At 36.5% G+C, this 19101-nt stretch carries 21 protein-coding genes; 16 read left to right on the top strand and 5 right to left on the bottom strand.

Annotated elements, in window-relative coordinates:
- Nucleotides 1-5: 5 nt before the first annotated feature.
- The 4 genes from DS745_RS15910 (at nucleotide 6) to DS745_RS15895 (ending at nucleotide 2567) form a co-directional block, all read left to right on the top strand.
- Nucleotides 6-434: an acyl-CoA thioesterase gene (locus DS745_RS15910; RefSeq protein WP_129079227.1), complete on the top strand. Its 429-nt coding sequence runs from the start codon at nucleotides 6-8 to the stop codon at nucleotides 432-434.
- A gap of 75 nt (nucleotides 435-509) precedes the next feature.
- Nucleotides 510-737, top strand: a complete 228-nt coding sequence (gene tlp, locus DS745_RS15905; RefSeq protein ID WP_129079226.1) for a small acid-soluble spore protein Tlp — start codon at nucleotides 510-512, stop codon at nucleotides 735-737.
- A 131-nt stretch (nucleotides 738-868) separates the two neighbouring features.
- The gene (nadE, locus tag DS745_RS15900; protein WP_129080055.1) at nucleotides 869-1687 is read left to right on the top strand and encodes an ammonia-dependent NAD(+) synthetase; all 819 of its coding nucleotides are present in this window, start codon (nucleotides 869-871) and stop codon (nucleotides 1685-1687) included.
- Nucleotides 1688-1709: 22 nt separating this feature from the next.
- Complete coding sequence (locus DS745_RS15895; RefSeq protein ID WP_129079225.1) at nucleotides 1710-2567, top strand: PHP domain-containing protein; 858 nt, start codon at nucleotides 1710-1712, stop codon at nucleotides 2565-2567.
- Here DS745_RS15895 and DS745_RS15890 read toward each other — a convergent pair.
- On the bottom strand, nucleotides 2564-3241 hold the full coding sequence (locus DS745_RS15890) for a reverse transcriptase-like protein (RefSeq protein WP_129079224.1): 678 nt from the start codon (nucleotides 3239-3241) through the stop codon (nucleotides 2564-2566). The two genes, DS745_RS15895 and DS745_RS15890, sit on opposite strands and share 4 nt — an antisense overlap.
- Nucleotides 3242-3422: 181 nt before the next feature.
- Here DS745_RS15890 and metA point away from each other — a divergent pair, with 181 nt between their 5' ends.
- The 6 genes from metA (at nucleotide 3423) to DS745_RS15865 (ending at nucleotide 10255) form a co-directional block, all read left to right on the top strand.
- Entirely contained in the window at nucleotides 3423-4340 is a 918-nt protein-coding gene (gene metA / locus DS745_RS15885) for a homoserine O-acetyltransferase MetA (protein ID WP_129079223.1), read from the top strand.
- Between the two features lie 168 nt (nucleotides 4341-4508).
- Complete coding sequence (locus tag DS745_RS15880) at nucleotides 4509-5591, top strand: hypothetical protein (protein WP_129079222.1); 1083 nt, start codon at nucleotides 4509-4511, stop codon at nucleotides 5589-5591.
- Nucleotides 5592-5685: 94 nt separating this feature from the next.
- Complete coding sequence (locus tag DS745_RS24645) at nucleotides 5686-5832, top strand: hypothetical protein (RefSeq protein ID WP_161568287.1); 147 nt, start codon at nucleotides 5686-5688, stop codon at nucleotides 5830-5832.
- A gap of 94 nt (nucleotides 5833-5926) precedes the next feature.
- On the top strand, nucleotides 5927-7141 hold the full coding sequence (locus tag DS745_RS15875; protein WP_129079221.1) for an EAL domain-containing protein: 1215 nt from the start codon (nucleotides 5927-5929) through the stop codon (nucleotides 7139-7141).
- A 92-nt stretch (nucleotides 7142-7233) separates the two neighbouring features.
- Nucleotides 7234-8400, top strand: a complete 1167-nt coding sequence (locus tag DS745_RS15870; RefSeq protein ID WP_129079220.1) for an MFS transporter — start codon at nucleotides 7234-7236, stop codon at nucleotides 8398-8400.
- Between the two features lie 178 nt (nucleotides 8401-8578).
- Nucleotides 8579-10255 (top strand): methyl-accepting chemotaxis protein, encoded by a 1677-nt coding sequence (locus DS745_RS15865; protein WP_129079219.1) that lies wholly within the window; start codon nucleotides 8579-8581, stop codon nucleotides 10253-10255.
- A gap of 80 nt (nucleotides 10256-10335) precedes the next feature.
- On the opposite strand, the gene DS745_RS15860 is transcribed toward DS745_RS15865, so the two are convergent.
- On the bottom strand, nucleotides 10336-10824 hold the full coding sequence (locus DS745_RS15860) for a hypothetical protein (protein WP_129079218.1): 489 nt from the start codon (nucleotides 10822-10824) through the stop codon (nucleotides 10336-10338).
- Between the two features lie 107 nt (nucleotides 10825-10931).
- On the opposite strand from DS745_RS15860, the gene DS745_RS15855 reads away from it, so the two are divergent.
- The 3 genes from DS745_RS15855 to DS745_RS15845 all read left to right on the top strand — a co-directional run bounded on the left by DS745_RS15855 (nucleotide 10932) and on the right by DS745_RS15845 (nucleotide 13094).
- Complete coding sequence (locus DS745_RS15855; RefSeq protein ID WP_129079217.1) at nucleotides 10932-11570, top strand: YhcN/YlaJ family sporulation lipoprotein; 639 nt, start codon at nucleotides 10932-10934, stop codon at nucleotides 11568-11570.
- Between the two features lie 117 nt (nucleotides 11571-11687).
- Nucleotides 11688-12164: a YwpF-like family protein gene (locus DS745_RS15850; RefSeq protein ID WP_129079216.1), complete on the top strand. Its 477-nt coding sequence runs from the start codon at nucleotides 11688-11690 to the stop codon at nucleotides 12162-12164.
- Between the two features lie 75 nt (nucleotides 12165-12239).
- The gene (locus DS745_RS15845) at nucleotides 12240-13094 is read left to right on the top strand and encodes an amidohydrolase family protein (protein WP_129079215.1); all 855 of its coding nucleotides are present in this window, start codon (nucleotides 12240-12242) and stop codon (nucleotides 13092-13094) included.
- Nucleotides 13095-13142: 48 nt separating this feature from the next.
- On the opposite strand, the gene DS745_RS15840 is transcribed toward DS745_RS15845, so the two are convergent.
- A complete protein-coding gene (locus DS745_RS15840) occupies nucleotides 13143-13508 on the bottom strand; it encodes a YhjD family protein (RefSeq protein ID WP_129079214.1) in 366 nt (121 codons plus the stop codon).
- A 232-nt stretch (nucleotides 13509-13740) separates the two neighbouring features.
- Here DS745_RS15840 and DS745_RS15835 point away from each other — a divergent pair, with 232 nt between their 5' ends.
- Nucleotides 13741-14493: a peptidylprolyl isomerase gene (locus tag DS745_RS15835; RefSeq protein ID WP_129079213.1), complete on the top strand. Its 753-nt coding sequence runs from the start codon at nucleotides 13741-13743 to the stop codon at nucleotides 14491-14493.
- Between the two features lie 58 nt (nucleotides 14494-14551).
- Here DS745_RS15835 and DS745_RS15830 read toward each other — a convergent pair whose 3' ends face one another.
- Together DS745_RS15830 and DS745_RS15825 are read right to left on the bottom strand one after the other, a co-directional pair.
- Nucleotides 14552-16120 (bottom strand): alpha-amylase family glycosyl hydrolase, encoded by a 1569-nt coding sequence (locus DS745_RS15830; protein ID WP_241657846.1) that lies wholly within the window; start codon nucleotides 16118-16120, stop codon nucleotides 14552-14554.
- A gap of 146 nt (nucleotides 16121-16266) precedes the next feature.
- The gene (locus DS745_RS15825) at nucleotides 16267-16965 is read right to left on the bottom strand and encodes a toast rack family protein (protein ID WP_129079211.1); all 699 of its coding nucleotides are present in this window, start codon (nucleotides 16963-16965) and stop codon (nucleotides 16267-16269) included.
- 245 nt (nucleotides 16966-17210) lie between these two features.
- Here DS745_RS15825 and DS745_RS15820 point away from each other — a divergent pair, with 245 nt between their 5' ends.
- Both DS745_RS15820 and DS745_RS15815 read left to right on the top strand, forming a co-directional pair.
- Nucleotides 17211-18134, top strand: coding sequence for an ABC transporter ATP-binding protein (locus DS745_RS15820; RefSeq protein ID WP_129079210.1), 924 nt, complete (start codon nucleotides 17211-17213; stop codon nucleotides 18132-18134).
- The gene (locus tag DS745_RS15815) at nucleotides 18127-19077 is read left to right on the top strand and encodes an ABC transporter permease (RefSeq protein WP_129079209.1); all 951 of its coding nucleotides are present in this window, start codon (nucleotides 18127-18129) and stop codon (nucleotides 19075-19077) included. The genes DS745_RS15820 and DS745_RS15815 overlap by 8 nt, the downstream gene beginning before the upstream one ends.
- Nucleotides 19078-19101 lie beyond the last annotated feature (24 nt).

Below are 19101 nucleotides of genomic sequence, written 5' to 3'. Positions count from 1 at the left end.
AACATTTGTTAATTACTACTGAATATATTAAGGTTCGATATGCTGAAACAGACCAAATGGGTGTTGTCTACCATGCCAATTATCTAGTTTGGTGTGAAATCGGTCGGACAAGCTTAATTGAGGATATGGGGTTTAACTATGCAAATTTAGAAAAAGAGGGAATACTCTCGCCAGTTGTAAATTTACAGTTTTCATATAAGTATCCTGCGAGGTATGGTGAAACAGTACAAGTAAGAACATGGGTGGAGGATTATAACAGTATTAAGGTAACCTATGGCTACGAAATTTTAAATGAAGAAGGAAAGCTTTGTGTGGCCGGGACAAGCGAACATGTTTGTGTAACGAAGGATGCATTTCGTCCAATCTCCATTAAGCGAAAGTTTCCTAGCTTGCATGAGGCATATGAAGAAGTAAAGAAGAAAAGTGATGCATAAAACCTGCCTGGAAGTAAAAAATAACCTTGGATAGACAGTTTTTGAAAACTATTCTAAGACAAGGAGAATACATACATGGCTAAACCAGATAATCGCTATAACAATGCAGAACGTTTAGAGCAAATGGTAAACAATACGATTGAAAATCTAGAAGAAGCTCATAAGACTTTACAAAACGAAGATCTAAGTAGAGAAGATCGTGAAGCAATTGAAGCAAAAAATGCTAGAAGAGAACATAGTATTGAAGGCTTTAAGGCAGAAATTGACGATGAAATTGCCGCAAGGGAAAATGGTGAAATCTAGAGTAGGAGGTTAGGTCATTGCCTAACCTTTTTTCTATTTGCATTACAGAAAATCTTCCTAACTTTATGTGCTTTCAACTATTAAATGGTAAACTAAGGGTATAACTGTTTGGAGGTAAGTATATGGTAGATATGCAAAACATAATCATTGAAGCAATGAAAGTAAAGCCTACGATTGATGTTACAGATGAAATTTCTAAACGTGTTCAGTTATTAAAGGAGTACCTAGTAAAAACCAATACGAAAGGCTATGTATTAGGTATTTCAGGTGGACAAGATTCAACATTGGCTGGAAAGCTTTGTCAAATGGCGGTAGATGAATTGAATGAGGAACAAGAAAACGATCCTTATATGTTTATAGCAGTTCGTCTCCCTTACGGTGAACAACAAGATGAACAAGATGCCCAGGACGCTATTCAATTTATTAACCCGACGAAGAAAGTGACAGTGAATATTAAAGCAGCTGTTGATGCATCTGTACAAGCTTTTACGATAGCAACTGGTGAAACATTAAGTAACTTCATGAAAGGTAATACAAAAGCGAGGGAACGAATGAAGGTGCAATATGATGTTGGTGCCTACTATCAGTGTCTTGTTGTCGGAACGGATCATTCAGCAGAAGCGATTACTGGCTTTTTTACGAAGCATGGAGATGGCGCTTGTGACATTGTTCCTTTATTTGGTTTAAATAAACGACAAGGGAAACAATTGCTTCAACACGTAGGCTGTCCTGAGCACTTGTATTTGAAAGCACCTACAGCAGATTTAGAGGACGATAAGCCAGGTTTACCGGATGAAGTTGCGCTAGGATTTACATACGAGAATATTGATGACTATTTAGAGGGCAAACAAGTTCCTGCTGAAATCCAAGAAAAGATTGAAATGAAATTCAAAGCTACTGAGCATAAGCGTCAAGGTGCAGTAAGTATTTACGATACGTGGTGGAAGTAATCCTTGATAAGGGGTGTTTATCATGAAAAATGCTGATTTACATATGCATACAACTGCTTCGGATGGCGGCTACTCTCCCCGAGAATTGGTAAAAAAGTGTCACGAGGTAGGCCTACAGTACATTGCTATTACGGATCACGACACGGTAGGCGGAGTACGTACTGCGATTCAAGAAGGTGAAAAGCTTGGATTAACGGTTATTCCAGGGATCGAATTTTCAACGAAAGAAAATGGAGTCAGTGTTCATGTACTTGGCTTTGGTATTGACATCGAGGATGAGTCACTTTTATCCATGCTTGATGAGCAACAAAGAATGAGAAAATTACGAATGGAAGAAATGGTAGGTAAGTTCGAAAGCCTCAATATTCGTGTAAAAGAAGCTGATATCCTAAAAGAAGCTGATGGTGGCAGCATTGGAAGGCCACATGTGGCAAAAGTACTTGTAAAAGCAGGTGTAGTAAAGGATGTTGCAGAAGCCTTTCAGTTGTATTTAGGGGAAGGAAAACCATGCTATGTGAAAAAACAACGGGAAATGACGCCGGTAGAAGCTATGGAATGGATTAAAAAATCGAATGGTGTGGCTGTTGTTGCTCATCCTGTTTACTATGAACTAGATGATAAAATCGAAGAGTGGGTGGCAACTGGACTTCTCCATGGAGTCGAGGTATATCACCGCGACCATGATCAAGCTACGCAACTGCATTACGAAAGACTTGTCCAGGAGATTGAACGTAAATTAAACATATCGTTACTAAGAACAGGTGGCTCAGACTTCCATCATGAAGACTACGGAAGAGTTCGCCAACCATTAGGAGAAACTAGAATTGAGAATGATCTAGCAATCCAATTACTTGAACGTATTAATACACCAAGAACCTAAGCGTTCTTGGTGTAATTTTTTACTTCAGAAGTGGCGTCAATAAAGGTCTCTGTCAAAGCTTGCGAAGCAAGTTGGTCTGCTTCTTTATTTTCACCACGATTAATCGCTTCATAGTTAACGGTAAGGCCTAATGAATTTATTTTCTGGTCAATTCGATCAAGCCAGCGAGTATGTTCTTCCTCATAGCAAGGCCACTCGCCCTTTGCCTGATTGATGACAACTAATGAGTCTCCTTTGATAGTGACAGGTTGGTTCTTTACACCTAGTGCTTCTAGTTCATTAATAGCTGTCCACAATGCCGCAAATTCAGCTTCGTTATTTGTTGTAAGTTGCTCAAGCATTTCATTCTTTCTTAAGCGGTAGTACTTTTCATTTTGTTCGTAGTACAAAACTACACCTACGCCACTTAAACGCTGTTCTTCGTTGAAGCCACCGTCAAAATAAAGTACGATATTGTGGGGCTCTTCCTTCAGGCTATCTAAGTATTTCTTCAAATGTTTTTTTAACCAGGTAGAGCCAGTTTCATCATAGTATTCTATAGTAGTTGCACGCCCTGTTTTTTCAACATCCTCACTTAAAAAAAGTGCTTCTTGAATTGGTAAAAATTCTGTTCTCATCTCATATTGATTTGTACCATTTTTCGGCTTATAAAAAATCTCTAATCGTATCTTCATTGTTATCTCCTTTACCCCTTCAAATAATTAAAGAAATAATTGCGAATTTTATAAAAACATGATAACTTAAATATTTAGCAGGGTCTATTTTATCTTGCTTTTTTCATTTGTTATTATTATATGTTTGAAAAGACAACTACTATCCATAAATAGGTGAGTGTACATAGAGGAGTGACTGGAAATGCCAATTAAAGTTCCGGATTTTTTACCTGCAAAAGAAATCTTGTTACAAGAAAATATATTCGTTATGGACGAGAGTAGAGCCTTTAGCCAGGATATACGTCCTTTAAAGATAGTCATATTAAATTTAATGCCAGTAAAAGAGGTAACAGAAACACAATTACTTCGGTTACTTGGAAATACTCCATTGCAAGTGGAGGTTATCTTTATTCATCCAAATACGCATGAGTCTAAAAATACGAAAAAGCAGCACCTAAATGCGTTTTACCAAACATTTGATGATATTAAGGAAAATAACTACGATGGCATGATCATAACCGGTGCCCCAATTGAACATCTTCCGTTTGAACAGGTTACTTATTGGAATGAATTAAAGCAAATTATGGATTGGTCTGTAAGTAATGTTACGTCTACTTTACATATATGCTGGGGTGCTCAAGCTGGATTATATCACCATTATGGAGTCCCAAAATATGTGTTAGATGAAAAAGTATTTGGAGTCTTCCCGCATATAATTTTTAATCGTAAAGTAAACCTGTTACGAGGATTTGATGATGAATATGTTGTGCCACAATCCCGTTATACAGAAGTCAGAAGAGAAGACATTGAAAAAGTTCAGGACATTGAGATTTTATCTGAATCCATTGAATCTGGTGTGAATATAGTTGCATCAAAAAACGGAAAACAAATCTTTATTACTGGGCATTTTGAATATGATGCTACAACCTTAAAACATGAATACCAAAGAGATATTGATAAAGGCTTAGCCATTTGCTGTCCGCTTCATTATTTTAATAATAATGATCCAAGCACTGAACCTCGGCTCCGCTGGCGCGCTCATGCAAATTTAATTTTCTCGAATTGGTTAAACTATTATGTATACCAAGAAACACCGTATGACTTATCTAATCAAAAGTAAAATAACCCTCTCTTCTTATCCTTTGAAGAGGGGGTTTACTTTTTGGTGAAGGACCTAGGACTCCCCTTTTTTATATTTTGCACTTCTTCTTAGGTATTGGCATAGGATGAAAAATAGGTAACTGTCTAAAAGTTACTAGCAAATAAAGTTTATTAGGAGGTCTGTTTTGTGAGTAAGACAAAACATTATTTTTTGGACGGTAATACGAGCAAAGGGTACGTCACACTTGTTGATCAATTAGTTAATTCTATAAATAACATACATGTAGTCAAAGGAAACCTTGGCAATGAAAAAACAGCGCTTTTTCAATCAATTGGCGATAAATATGAGCAACAAGGTTTGGCTGTTCAATTTCTTCACAATCCTTCTAATGAAGAGAACTTAGATGGTGTTATTATCCCTGAAAAGAGTCTCGCAGTGTTAGATGGGTCGGGGAAAAATGGGTTAGAGGCAAAATATAGTAATTTTATTAAAGGAGTATATGATCTTGATGCAGCATTGGATAAAGTGAAGCTACTCATAAATAAAAATACGATTATTAACATGAATAAAGATATTCAACAACTCCATGAAGAAGCATATGCTAAATTTGCAAAAGGGAAGGAAATCCATGAAACGAAAGAAGAGTTATATATTGCTGCTATGGATTTTGATAAAGCAAATAAAGTGATTGCGCAATTAGCAGCAAACCTTTTTCATGATGTAACAGTTCCTCAAGAGTCACCAATCGTTAAAGAATTGTTCTTTGGTGCAGCCACACCGAATGGTGCAGTAAACTATATAGATAATATTACAAGTGACATCGATAAACGTTATATCATTAAGGGTAGATCTGGAAGTGGAAAAAGCACATTAATGCGTAGGATTGGTAAGTATGCGGAGAATGTAGGGTTATCAGTTCAATACTTCCCATGTGGATTGGATCCGAACAGTCTCGATATGATTATTATTCCAACTCTTAGTGTTGCCATTCTAGACGGAACGGCCCCACATGTCATCGATCCAACGAGAGCTAAAGACGAAGTCATTGATATGTTTGAATTGTGCATGGATCAATCAGTCGACTCGAAATACCAAGAAGAATTTGAACAATTACAGGTAGCATACAAACAGGAAATGAAAGTGGGAACAAAATTATTGCAAGAGGCAAAAAATGCGAGAAATGATCTTGAACAATTATATCGTGATGCGGTAAACCAAGATGAACTCTCTGAAATAATAAATCGAATTATTACTTCTACAACTAACTAATTTTTAGGTATACCATAAGTTTGGTATAAATGAATTATTTAACTTCCCTCACAAGAATTCTTTTGGAAACAATAATGTGTATGGAGGGGGTTATATGAATTGGTTCATATTTATCATTATCGTTGTCCTCGTATACCTTACTGTGAAAAATAACTGGTTTTATGATCCAACTTCGCCGGATCGTCCGAAGAAGACAAAAGCAGAAAATTGGTTTTTATCGAAATCCAAAAGAAGAAGCTGAACGGAGTTTCTTCTTTTTTTTATTTATAAATGGTATAATAATACATGTTTTACTAGAGGGCTTTTATTAGAAGAAAGATAGGTGTTGAGAAAATATGGATGCATTAGAGGTTTTAATGAACAAAGATAAAATTATCCCATATTTTCAACCGATTGTCAGTGCCACTAAACAACGAGTGATGGGTTACGAAATACTTGGCAGAATTCAATTGGGAGAAGAAGTTATTAGTTTAGGCGATTTTTTTAATAATGACAGCATACCAGATGAATACTTGATTGAAATAGATGAATATATTCAAGAGATCGCTTTTGACTATTATTGTCAAGCAAACCAAACAGCAGAATTGTTTATAAATTGTAGTGCAAATATTATGATGAGTAATCAGGATTACATTGAGAACTTTTTGCAGCGACTGAAAACATACGAAACAAGAGGATTAACTCTTAATAAAATCGTTTTAGAAATAAAGGAACATACTTACAACGGGGATTTATCTCAGCTTGGACATTTAATTCTGTACCTTAAGAGCTTAGGGATAAAAATTGCCATAGATGACGTGGGTAGAGGTGGCAGCAATCTAGATCGAATTGCTCAGCTTGAACCCGACATTTTAAAAGTTGATTTAAACTTCCTCAAAGGAGTTACGATCTCACAAGTTCATCGCGATGTTTTGTACTCGCTTGCAACGTTTGCTAGAAAAATGGGAGCAACACTTTTATTTGAGGGAATTGGTGATTTAACGAAACTAAATGCAGCCTGGCGAAATGGGGGGCGGTTTTACCAGGGGTTTTATTTAGCGTTACCAGCTCCAAACTTTGTGGAAGAAAATAATTGTAAAAATAAGCTTCAAAGTGAGTTTCAACAATTTATAAACCATGAGCGAATGAAGTTAACTAATCAATATAATTTTACCGAAGAACTGAACACACGCTTAGAGCCGCTAATTAATAAAAAGTATTCAATCGATGATTTATTAAAAGTAATTTCGAAATCGTTTTCTGATCTATGTTTTCGCTTATATATATGTGACCAGTACGGTTTTCAGCGATCTTCTAACTATGTGAAAATTAACTCTAGTTGGGAGAAACAAGAGGATTACATAGGGAAAAATTGGAGTTGGCGGCCATACTTTCTTGAGAACATTATCAGAATGCACTATGATAAACGAGGGATTCTTTCGGATATCTACGCAGACATTGATACAAACGAGTTTATTCGGACCTTTTCATTTCCAATTAATGAAGAGCTCTATTTATTTTTAGATATTCCATATACAGTACTTTATGAGAAAAAAGGGTTGTTATATTAAATTAACGATTATGAGACTCGGGTCTTCTGAGTCTCCTTTTTTCGTGCTTTTGTACATACTAAAAAGTAAATATTATTATTAGGAGCAATTACATGAGTTCTACATTCAACTTGAAAGCATTTTTATTTTTTTATTACTCGGCGATGACAGTTATTGTGAGTTATCTTCCTGTTTATTTTCAGGATATTGGATTAACTGGTGCGCAGATAGGTGTCTTACTAGCAGTTGGACCACTAGCCTCCATGCTATCGCAGCCATTCTGGGGCTATATGACTGATAAGTATAAAACATCAAAGAAAATCATCATCATTTGCATCATTGGTGCGTTCCTTGGATCGTTATTTATGTTCCAGACATATAGTTACTATTTTCTGATCATTGCTGTTTTTATCTTTCATGGGTTTCTCTCTCCTGTTGGTGGATTGGGGGATAGCTTAACACAAAAAACGGCAAATCGATTATCTCTATCTTTTGGTTCAATCAGACTTTGGGGTTCACTTGGCTTTGCGGTCATGTCATTGCTTATGGGCTTTTTGCTAGCGAGAATAGGTGTGCAATATATTTTTCTTCCATTTCTCTTCTTCTTATCCGTAACCTTCATTCTTACATTACGCATTCAGGATGTAGAAACATCAAAAGTGCCGGTGGCTTTAAAAGATGCAACGAAGTTACTTAAAAATAAGAAATTTATGTACTTTTTATTAATTATGATGTTTATTACGATTACACACCGTGCCAATGATAGCTTTTTGGGAATTTATATTGTTGATAAGGGTGGGACAGAGTCATTCATTGGGTGGGCGTGGTTTATTGGTGTTGTCGCTGAGGCAATTATTTTTGCGACCGCCACTTACTGGTTTCGGAAATATCATGCGCTAACGTTTATCACCATAGCAGGTATTTTATTTGCTGTACGGTGGATCGTTATGGGGTTAATTGTAAATCCACTACTTGTTTTGCCACTGCAGATGTTACATGGTTTTTCGTTTGGCGTGTTTTATTTATGTGCCTTTCATTATGTTACCAAGATTATTCCAGAAGAGTTACAATCAACGGGTCATCTTCTATTTTATTCTTTTTTCTTTGGCCTCTCTGGAATGCTTGGTTCCTCAATTGGTGGAGTCATTATTGATGAAACAAGTGTTTCATATCTTTATCTGATTTTGGGTATCTTTGCTATTATCGGTGCAATCTTTATAGCGGTATATCAGGTACTGTTTTTTAAAGTGAAAAATAAGAAAGTATTACAAGTCCAATAACATTCTATTCGATTTAGAAAAAATGTAGTTTTTTGTCATTTAAGCAGTTTGCAAATATGTAAACTGCTTTTTACATATTGTTAAGAATTTTTACAAAACTATGAACACAAAAGTATTTCTGTGGTATATTAATCTTATCAATACATATTTGATAGACTACTAGAGAAGGAGGTTGCACATGAGTTTACGAGCGAAAATTATTAGTGGCTTTTCAGTTATTCTGTTATTAATGGTCATTATGTCTGGTTACAGCCTTTATAATGTTATTCAAATTAACAAGAATGTCGAATTAGTTGTTCAAGAAGATTTGCCGAAATTGTCATTAAGTAACGAACTAGCTCATAATATGGCAGAGCGATTAGCGCTAGTAAGAGGGTATATCCTACTAGGTAAAAAAGAATATAAAGAGGGATATATAGAATTGACTGAGAGGAGTTATGTTCTTGAAGAAGAATTACTAACTCTTCATGAAGATACTTATATTTTAAACTTAGTAGAAAAAAGTCAACTCTGGGATCGCTTGATAACTGGTAGAATTTTTCCGATGTTTGAAGCAAATGGACGAGAAACAGCCATTGTTAGTATTCAATACCAAGTAGATCCACTAGCGAATGAAGTAGTTGAGGGTTATCATCAGCTAGCAATAAATGGACAAGCGCAAATTATTAATCAAGGAACGCAAGTGTCTAATAGTACTGATACAGTTGTTATGTTTAACATTGTTGCCACTGCTATTGGAATTGTTATAGCTGTTGTTGTAGCGTTAATTACGGCAAGACAAATCGTTTCTCCTATTACTTCAGTTGTTCGAATTGTTGAACAAGTAGCAAAAGGTGACCTTACTGGGAAATCCATCGAAGTAAAAACGAATGACGAGCTTGGAAAATTAACAGCCTCTACAAATGAAATGGCAAATAATCTACGCAGCCTTGTATCTAGGACTACAGAAACAGCGAACCAAGTAGCTGCAGCATCTGAAGAACTAACGGCTAGCTCACAGCAAACGACAGTTGCTACTAACCAAATTGCTTCAACAATTTCGGACGTTGCAAAAGGTGCAGAAGTGACGGTTACTGGAGCGCAAGAAAGTGCACGAGCAATGGAAGAAATGACAATTGGAATCCAAAGAATTGCCGAATCTTCATCAGTTGTAGCGGAAAGCTCTTTAGATGCAACACAAGAAGCTCAAGAAGGTAATAAATCATTAGAGCGTGTGATTGAGCAAATGAATTCTATTAGCAACGCTGTTAAAGATGCTACTGTTATCATAGGTCGATTAGGTGAACGTTCTAATGAAATAGGAAGTATTTTAGGAGTTATTACGACAATCGCCGATCAAACAAACCTCTTAGCGTTAAATGCTGCGATTGAAGCGGCACGTGCCGGCGAGCATGGAAAAGGGTTTGCAGTTGTAGCTGACGAAGTGAGAAAATTAGCAGAAGAATCTAGACAGTCTGCAGCAAAAATCTCTTCAGTTATTCATGAAATTCAAGCAGATACATCAGTTGCCGTAAAAACAATGGACAACGGGACGAAGGAAGTAGAAGCTGGTATCGTAGTTGTTGGTGAAACTGGATATGCCTTTGAACGAATTCTTGCGGCTATTCAAAATGTTTCTTCGCAAATTCAAGAAGTTTCGGCTACGGCAGAACAAATTTCTGCAAGCTCACAACAAGTTAGTGCTTCTGTAGATGAAATGGCTAATGTTGCTGGGGAAACAGCGGAACATTTCCGTTCTGTTGCTGCAGGATCTGAGCAACAACTTTCGTCAATGGAAGAAATTCAATCTTCTGCTACGAACTTAAGTAAGCTGGCACAGGAATTACAGGACGAAATTAATAAGTTTAAAATTTAACGATAATGAAAAAGTACAAGTATTCACACTACTTGTACTTTTTTTGTTGTTGAATAAAGCTAAAATAGGCCGGTAGTTGCCTATTTTCTTTTTTGAAACGAAGTCATTACTAGTTCATGGATGGGAGCTTGTGTAAGAATATATAACCACCAGGGAAGTCTCGGTTGAAAGTGTTGAAGAGCTATCATCGAATGATGATCAAAACGTAAAAATGAAAAAGTACCTTGTTGGTTTGACTTAGCTAGTAACCCTCCTGAAACTAAATAGATTGCCCGCTCATCATCTGCTTCAATTAAAGTAAGAATTAGTAGAGGTTTAGGGATAAAAGTGACGAATAGTTCAAATTGATTTTGAGTTTCTTTCACTTTGATCATTTTTTTTGAGGCCGAGCTTAGCCACTGAAAATAAACTCTCGCTAGTTCAATAGGAATTACTGATTTGTTTATTAGTTGTATTGAGCAGTAACGTCTTAACTGGTGATCAAAGGCAAGCAATCGGTCTTGGAATAACTTTAATTTATAGGTTTTCTGCAATTCGGACTTGAATGACTCTAAGAGTATCTCGTGCAAAAGGTGTCACCAACTTTTCGAAAAATTAAATGAGTAAAATGATAATAAATAACTCACTCTAATCATAACAGCAAAAGTGCAGTTATGAAAAAGAGGAGTGCTCATACATGAAAAAAAGTGTACGAATAAGCATTGTCATATTTTTTATTGTTTTTTATATGAGTGGTTGTGGGATTAATGATAGAGGTGTGGATCCTGGGTTAGAAAATGATGCAGGTAGATTTACTGGACATGATCATCAACGGGGAGAAGGCTACGGTTTATGGAATCAACAACGAGATCCAAAAAATCCAATCGCCAGAATTATCACGAGAGATGAACGTCCTGGCCGGGGCATAAATGGAATTGTAGATGGACGTCCACCAGATATGAACAGAAGAATCTCTCGATTTCATGCTGCTGGAGAGTTTCAAGGAACTCCAAGAGCATTTACTGAACGTGATACGTCTGATCGGAATATCCCAGAACAAATTCGACTTGAACTTCTTCAGCTAGATACTGTTCGCAATGTCAGAGTTATAAGTCAGCAAAATCGGCTACTAATTGCTGTAGATACGGAAACGGAAGATCGCCAAACACTAAAAGCTAATATCACAGAGTTTATAAATAATAGGTATCCAAACAAAGAAATCATTGTTATTACAGATCGTCAGGCAGTTGATCGAATTCAGTTATTAGATGATGGCTTTCGACAAGAACAAGAAGGTGCACTTGATAATGATCATGGTCCGATAGCTGGACAATAAGTATTAAGGGCTAACAATTAAAGTTAGCCCTTTTCCTTTGTACTAGAAGAAAGATTAAGAAAAATATGGATTTATGATATGATAAATATATGATGAATATTAAGAGGGGTGTAAACAATGAAAACATTTAAGTTATGTTCGTTAGTTGTATTATTAGATCATGAGATTGAACCTAAGGAAATTCCCCTTGTCGATGGGTTAATTATCAATAAAGAAGAGGTACAAAAAAATTGGATCATAGAGGCTGTTGTCGGTGATAATTATCAGCAATATTTTCAAAAGTTATATGAAACACAGGAAAAATTTATGGTAGAAGCGACAATTACAAAAAGAACGAATGCACCAGCAACCTTTGTCTGTACGGTGAAAAATGTAAAGAAAATTCAAACCAATACAAGTGTTCTCCTTGATGGATTACTTGTTGTAAAAGAAGATGATTTTTCGGATATGATCCTACGCAGCATTATTGAAGAAGGATTTCAAGGTGAAGAAATTATTACGGAATTCAAAAAAAGAAAAAAAGATCGTGGTAGAGCAATTCAAGGTGCTCTCAATAACGCATTTGTTCAAGTAAAAGGCAACGAAAACCTTTGAGTTCGACGATCGAGAACTTTTTACATACAATTTTAAAGATGTTAAAATATTTTGTTCTTAGAAAGGAAGGTCCGATTGAAGATTATTGATGCTCATATGCACTTTTCTAATATCGAAAGTTTTCATAAAACTGCAACAGACCGATCCGACATTGACTATTCTTATGATGGACTAATGAAAGAATATCGTGCTGCTAATGTCGTACTTGGGATAGGTATGGGAGTCACAGAAGTGGAACAGGGTGGTTTTCCAGACGCAGCTGCACCTACACCAATGGGGCTAGATATGCTTAAAAACGAACATACAGGCATCGTTTATTGTGCTGGTGTCAATCCGCATGCTCTTAATCAAGAGCAATTGCGTAATTTAGAAGCTGAGCTACAAAAAGAGCAGGTCGTCGGGGTGAAAATATACTTAGGCTACTATCCATATTATGCCTACGATAAAATATATGGACCTGTTTACGAGCTTGCTGCTGCCTACAAGGTTCCTGTAGTGTTTCACTGTGGCGATACTTACTCTGAACGGGGATTATTGAAGTATTCGCATCCACTAACATTAGATGAAGTCGCTGTACAAAACCGAAATGTTACATTTATGATGGCTCACTTTGGTGACCCTTGGGTTTTAGACGGGGCAGAAGTCGTTTACAAAAATTCAAACATGTATGCCGACTTGTCCGGGTTAATTGTTGGTGATAAAAATGAGGTGCATCGTATTTCGAATACACCGCACTTTTATGACCACTTAAGACATGCGATTACGTTTTGTGATCATTACGACAAGTTGCTTTTTGGAACGGACTGGCCACTGGTTCAAGTTCAACCTTATATTGATTTTATTAAAAGGTTTATTCCAAAAGAGTATCATGAAGATGTATTCTATCGTAATGCACTAAAGGTTTTTCCGAAAATTAAGCAATATCTATAGTCTGCGTCTGTAGGAGTTGTAGTATAGGCCAGAGACGTTACACGCCCCTTAAGACAACTTACTGTTTGGAACGAAAAAATTACTTACCCTATCTTGGACTTTATTTTTTAGATGGGCATTTAAAAAACGGCTAGTTTTTGTATAGCCACGAAAGTAGCAGTGACATTCCGTGAAAGTACCGTCATTTTTGCCAAATTCAATTTTCATGTTGTGTTTGTGCAACTGTTTTTTTATTTCGAATAATTCCTTACTGATTGCACCAATGGAAGAGTGGATAAGCTGTAAATAAGGTTCCTTTAATTTGAAAAATGACTTCTCCACAATAAGTAAGTCATTTTGTAAAACCTTACGGGCCAGTGTTAGAATAATAAACGATTCAAAAAGTCGATCTTCCTGCTGAGTTAGGTAATTCATTTAAAAAGCTCCTTTCTAATAAAAGAACCTATGTTCGTATTTTCATTTTAAATGATCCAAGCTTCTTTTGCAACATTTCTTCGTTCCTATTTTGCTACAAAATAAGAGGCGATATGATCGCCTCTTTTAAGCTTGATAGGTTGTTTGCTCGTGATGAAGGTCAACAGGATGTAGTTTATTGCAGTTTTTATTCGTAAATAATAGAATATATAAAAAGGAGGAATTACATAACATGCGTTTTATGAAATATGGTTTGTTATCTTTTTTATTACTAGTATTAATCTCGGGGTGCGGTCAAGGAGCAACGGAAGAGAGAACAGGTGCTGTGAATGAGGAAGAAGTAGAAGTAGAGCAAGCACCATCAACGGAGGAAGTGACGCCAGTTGAGTACCCGCAATTCCATGCAGCCGTTCAACCAGAGGAGAGAATGGTGAAAATGGTGACTAGTATGGGCGATATTACGATTCGTCTTTTTCCGCAGTATGCTCCATTAGCTGTTGAAAATTTCATTACTCATAGTGAAAACGGCTATTATGATGGCGTATTATTTCACCGAGTGATTGAAGGTTTTATGGTTCAATCAGGTGATCCAGAAGGTACTGGTAGAGGTGGAGAAAGTATTTATGGACAACCTTTTGCAGACGAGTTTTCGCCGTCATTAGGTCATTATAGAGGGGCTTTGTCAATGGCGAACCCAGATCGACCAGATACCAATGGAAGTCAATTTTTTATTGTTCAGTCAAATGATTTTGACCCTCGAATGTTTGAACAAATTGAAAAGCAATATGGGGTTGAGTTTCCTGAAGAGACAATCAAACACTATGAACAGCACGGTGGAACACCATTTCTAGACTATCGCCACACTGTTTTTGGACATGTCTTTGAAGGAATGGATGTAGTCGATGCAATTGCTCAAGTACAAGTTGGGCAAAACGATCGTCCAATAGAAGATGTTATCATTCAGAGAATTGAGATTCTACAATAATTAATAAAAAGGTCACATGGGACAATTGAGTCTCATGTGACCTTTTTTATTCTTACTATTAATTTGTAGCTAGAATAATCGTTGAATATGCTGGTAGTTTAAGCATGCCATCAGTAAGAGAATATTCAGTGGTAGAGGTGAATATAACATTTCCAGCTAATTCGCCAAGTGAAATTTCTAGCTCGCCCTTCGAGAGATTGTGAAACACATGTAGCTCTTCATCATTGTGTGTCCGGATATATGTCAGTGCGCCTTGTTCTTTTACATTGGATTCGACAATATCTCCAAACAATAAAGCGGGCTGTGAACGACGAAGATATATCATCGTTTTATAGTGATTTAATAGCGAATTCGGATCCTCTAGTTGTGCTTCTACAGATGGGGCTTCAGTTCCGATATTGTGTTTTGGTTTAATCCACGCAGTTTGGCCATCTCCACCATTCTCGTACCAAAGCATTGGCTCACGAATATGTTCATCAGGTTTAGCCCCTTCCATTCCGATTTCTTCCCCATAGTAGATGAATGGACTACCTGGGAGGGTTAAGAGAAGGGAAGCAGCGATTTTAGCTTGATCAGTATTTCCTCGTAATTCACTCATAACACGGTTCATGTCATGGTTTGTAATAAAGGTTGAATCAACAAAGTCACTTGCGTAACGTTCAAACGTCTGTAGGCTTCGAATTAATTTAGGTACTAGAGACCCAGCTCGCTCGGATCTAGTTGCTCGTAAGATTTCTTCCGCCAAATCAAAGTTAAATGTCGAATGAAGGCCATCTTCTAAGTAAGGGCCAGCAACTTGGGGAAGGTCCCAAACCTCACCTACTAGAAACACATCAGGATTAACAGCTTCCATTGCAGAACGGAATTCTTTCCACCAAACTAAATTTTGATCTTTGTCTTTAGGAAAAATATGCTTTGCAGCATCTAAACGGAAGCCGTCGACTCCAACTTCCTCTAACCAATAACGACCAATGTTAATCATCTCTTGACGAACTTCTGGATTGTAAAAGTTGAAGTCAGGCATTCCACCCCAAAAAACACTAAAATAATTATTTGGTGCTTCGCCATGCCAAAACGGTTGTCCCCATTCGCCACGTTCCCTTAAATTTGCTTCTTCATCAGCCCAGATATACCAGTCTCGATATGAACTGTCTTCTGACGTGATTGCATCTTGGAAGTATGGGTGTTCAATACTTGAGTGGTTGACGACGAGATCAATAATGACTTTTATATCCCGTTTATGGGCTTCTTCCATAAATGTTTTGAAGTCTTCCATTGTTCCGTACTCAGGATGAACATCATAATAGTCGGTTACGTCGTAGCCGTGGTAAGAAGGTGAAGGATGAATAGGCATTAACCAAATTCCTTCAACTCCAAGATCTTGTAAATAATCTAATTTGGATGTCATCCCATTGATATCACCAATTCCATCCCCAGTTGAATCGTAGAAAGCACGAACAAAGATTTCATAAAATACAGTATTGGGATAGCTGGAAATGAGATCCTCTTGCTGAATTGCCTCGGTCGTACCCTCGTGTTGTTTTGGCTCTTGGGGAGTCGTACAGCCAACGATAATTCCAAACGATAATAAGAAGCTAAATAGCAAAGCTCTTGAGAAAATTTTCAATATTATTACCTCCATTTAATGCAAGCGTTTACCTTTCAATATACTAAATTTTATCAAAGTCTATTGGAGTAGTAAACCATTTTGTGAAAACGATTGCGCAAATTTGTAAAGACAGAAAAAAGAGACTCTTCAGTCTCTTTTTCGAATTATTTTGTTACTAAGATTACCTCGCCAACACCTTGAGAAATTGTTACGTTTATGATGTTATCAGATTTAATATTCGTTTTGTAGCGATTTTCTTCAACGACAAAACCATTTGCTGAAACACTCCCAATGCCTTTTCTTACATCAACAACCACAGCGTGGTTCTCAGAAAATAGTAGCTTGGTACTTCCGACGCCACTATTAACATCTACATTAAAATGATTATTTTCTACATTTGATAGATCGATGATAGTCTCCCCAACTCCGGTATGAACAGATAAATCTTTTAGGTAAAGGTTATCGAATGTCAGGTTATTTTCTCCAACGCCAAGGTTGAGTTTAAATGATAAGGGAAGTTGGTTTGTAAAAGCTACATTCCACTCATTTTTGACGTTCCCTTTTACTTTTGTTTTTTGAGGCTTAAGAAGTAACGTTGCTTTGTTCTTTACTGTTTTATAGTTTACGTTTGGAAAGAGTAATTCATCGTTCGATGTGAAACTTCCTGAAAAAAAATCATTTGTTTCACCACTTAGATGAAGAGTGCCTACCCCAAAATGAATTTCAATGGCACCTTCAGTTATATCAGTTTCAATTGGAATTGACTCTGTTTCAGTTGTAACAGGTCCACTAGCAAAATTGGTGTAGCCACACCCGGTTAGGAAAAGTATAAGAAATGTAAATAATAGCAAACTTTTTTTCATTGTAATCCTCCTTATAGGTCATGTCTAAATTTTACCATTAAAAGTTAATAATGGAAGTGAATTTCATAATTACCTTAACGGAGCCATATCAAACCTGTATCGTAATGGCGATACTAATGGAATTATGAAATTCATTAAATCGATGTAAAATTTTAGAAAACAATTGCAAACCATTTTGTGTTAGTGTATTATTTGATTAGTACAGTAATTCATTAATACTTTAAAAATAATGAGGGGGGATTTCGATGGGAGTACCTGTCGTCTCAATTAATAATCTGACAAAAGTAATAAATGGAAAGACGATCATAGATGATTTGAGCTTTGATATTTACCCAGGTGAAGTATTTGGCTTTCTCGGTCCTAATGGTGCTGGGAAAACAACAACCATTAGAATGATCGTAGGATTAATATCAATGACTAAAGGTGAAGTGATTATTAAGGGAAAAAACGTTGCCACGAACTTCGAAGAGGCAATTTCAGAAGTTGGTGCCATTGTAGAAAATCCTGAGATGTATAAATTTCTAACAGGTTATCAAAATCTTATTCATTATGCCCGAATGGTTAATGGCGTTTCAAAAGAACGAATTCATGAAGTCGTAACTTTAGTAGGACTTAAAGATCGAATTCATGAGAAAGTAAAAACCTACTCACTAGGAATGAGACAAAGACTTGGTCTAGCTCAAGCGCTATTACATTCGCCAGCCGTACTAATCCTAGATGAGCCGACAAATGGTTTAGATCCAGCTGGAATACGAGAAATACGTGATTATTTAAGAAAGTTGGCTAAAGAAGAAGATTTGGCAATTATTGTTTCTAGCCACTTATTATCCGAAATGGAATTAATGTGTGATCGAATTGGGATTATTCAGAAAGGAAAACTACTGGGCGTTCAAACAGTTAATGAATTCATTAATGGTGATGAGGGCTTACTTATTAGTTTTGAGCTAGAGAATATCGAAAAGGCAGTTCAAGTATTGAATGAGCAATACCAAAACTATTCCTTTCGGATGAATGCCAATTGTTTAGAGATTTATTTAGAAAAGAACGAAATACCAATTTTAAACAAAGCATTTGTTAATCAGAACATCAATGTCTTTGCAATAAGTCAAAAACCGAAAACCTTAGAGGATAAATTCTTGGAAGTGACTGGAGGGGAACAGCTTGGGTAATTTCATTCGCTTACTGCAAAATGAAAATATGAAAATATACCGTCGGCCTGGGACGTGGATGATGTTTGGAATCCTTGTAGCAGTACTGTTGATTGTTGCTGTTGTTACAAGATTTTTATTTGACCAACCTGTAAACGGCAGTTGGCAGGAGGTACTGGCAGCAAAGAATGCTCAATACCAAATGATGATTGATGAAGGGGCCATGCCAAAGGTAGCGTTAGAGAATTATGAAAGAGAAATAAAATTAAATGAATATCGGCTTGAGCATGACATTCCTCCTGTTGATACCAATAGTTTTTGGGGGTATATGATGTCTACCGTGAATTTAATCAGCATTGTTACCTTATTTACCATTATTGTTGCGGCTGGTACGGTCGCAAGTGAATTTTCTTGGGGAACAATTAAGTTATTGCTAATTCGTCCTGCGTCAAGGTCGAAAATATTGCTTTCGAAGTACCTGTCAACATTTATCTTTGCAATACTTATGTTAGTAGTGTTATTTATGTTTTCTCTAGCAAGTGGAGCGATCTTTTTTGATGCGACAACAATAACGCAACCACATCTAATTTATAATGCTGGAGAAGTTTACGAGCGAAACATGTTTCTACACCTGTTTCTTTTGTATGGACTAAGCAGTGTTGATTTATTAATGATGGTGACCTTTGCTTTTATGATTTCAACCATTTTCCGTAGTAGTTCACTTGCTATTGGGTTAGCACTATTTTTAATGTTTACAGGGAGTCAGCTTGTCTTTGTTCTAAGTCAATATGATTGGGTGAAATATGTATTGTTTGCCAACACCTACTTGGCTCAATACATTGAGGGATCACCGATAGTCGAAGGGATGACAATGACATTCTCGATAACTATGTTATTTATATACTTCGTAATCTTTAATACACTTTCATGGGTGATTTTTCAGAAACGTGATGTTGCAGGCTGATGCATTGACAACGAACATTCTCTT

This window comes from Anaerobacillus alkaliphilus (genome assembly GCF_004116265.1).
Taxonomy (GTDB): Bacteria; Bacillota; Bacilli; order Bacillales; family Anaerobacillaceae; genus Anaerobacillus; species Anaerobacillus alkaliphilus.
This window is presented reverse-complemented; position numbering and strand designations above follow the sequence as displayed.

Coding starts and splice junctions, on each gene's coding strand:
- tlp (WP_129079226.1), top strand. CDS start 510: ATGGCTAAACCAGATAATCGCTATAACAATGCAGAACGTTTAGAGCAA.
- nadE (WP_129080055.1), top strand. CDS start 869: ATGCAAAACATAATCATTGAAGCAATGAAAGTAAAGCCTACGATTGAT.
- DS745_RS15895 (WP_129079225.1), top strand. CDS start 1,710: ATGAAAAATGCTGATTTACATATGCATACAACTGCTTCGGATGGCGGC.
- DS745_RS15890 (WP_129079224.1), bottom strand. CDS start 3,241: ATGAAGATACGATTAGAGATTTTTTATAAGCCGAAAAATGGTACAAAT.
- metA (WP_129079223.1), top strand. CDS start 3,423: ATGCCAATTAAAGTTCCGGATTTTTTACCTGCAAAAGAAATCTTGTTA.
- DS745_RS24645 (WP_161568287.1), top strand. CDS start 5,686: ATGAATTGGTTCATATTTATCATTATCGTTGTCCTCGTATACCTTACT.
- DS745_RS15875 (WP_129079221.1), top strand. CDS start 5,927: ATGGATGCATTAGAGGTTTTAATGAACAAAGATAAAATTATCCCATAT.
- DS745_RS15870 (WP_129079220.1), top strand. CDS start 7,234: ATGAGTTCTACATTCAACTTGAAAGCATTTTTATTTTTTTATTACTCG.
- DS745_RS15865 (WP_129079219.1), top strand. CDS start 8,579: ATGAGTTTACGAGCGAAAATTATTAGTGGCTTTTCAGTTATTCTGTTA.
- DS745_RS15855 (WP_129079217.1), top strand. CDS start 10,932: ATGAAAAAAAGTGTACGAATAAGCATTGTCATATTTTTTATTGTTTTT.
- DS745_RS15850 (WP_129079216.1), top strand. CDS start 11,688: ATGAAAACATTTAAGTTATGTTCGTTAGTTGTATTATTAGATCATGAG.
- DS745_RS15840 (WP_129079214.1), bottom strand. CDS start 13,508: ATGAATTACCTAACTCAGCAGGAAGATCGACTTTTTGAATCGTTTATT.
- DS745_RS15835 (WP_129079213.1), top strand. CDS start 13,741: ATGCGTTTTATGAAATATGGTTTGTTATCTTTTTTATTACTAGTATTA.
- DS745_RS15825 (WP_129079211.1), bottom strand. CDS start 16,965: ATGAAAAAAAGTTTGCTATTATTTACATTTCTTATACTTTTCCTAACC.
- DS745_RS15820 (WP_129079210.1), top strand. CDS start 17,211: ATGGGAGTACCTGTCGTCTCAATTAATAATCTGACAAAAGTAATAAAT.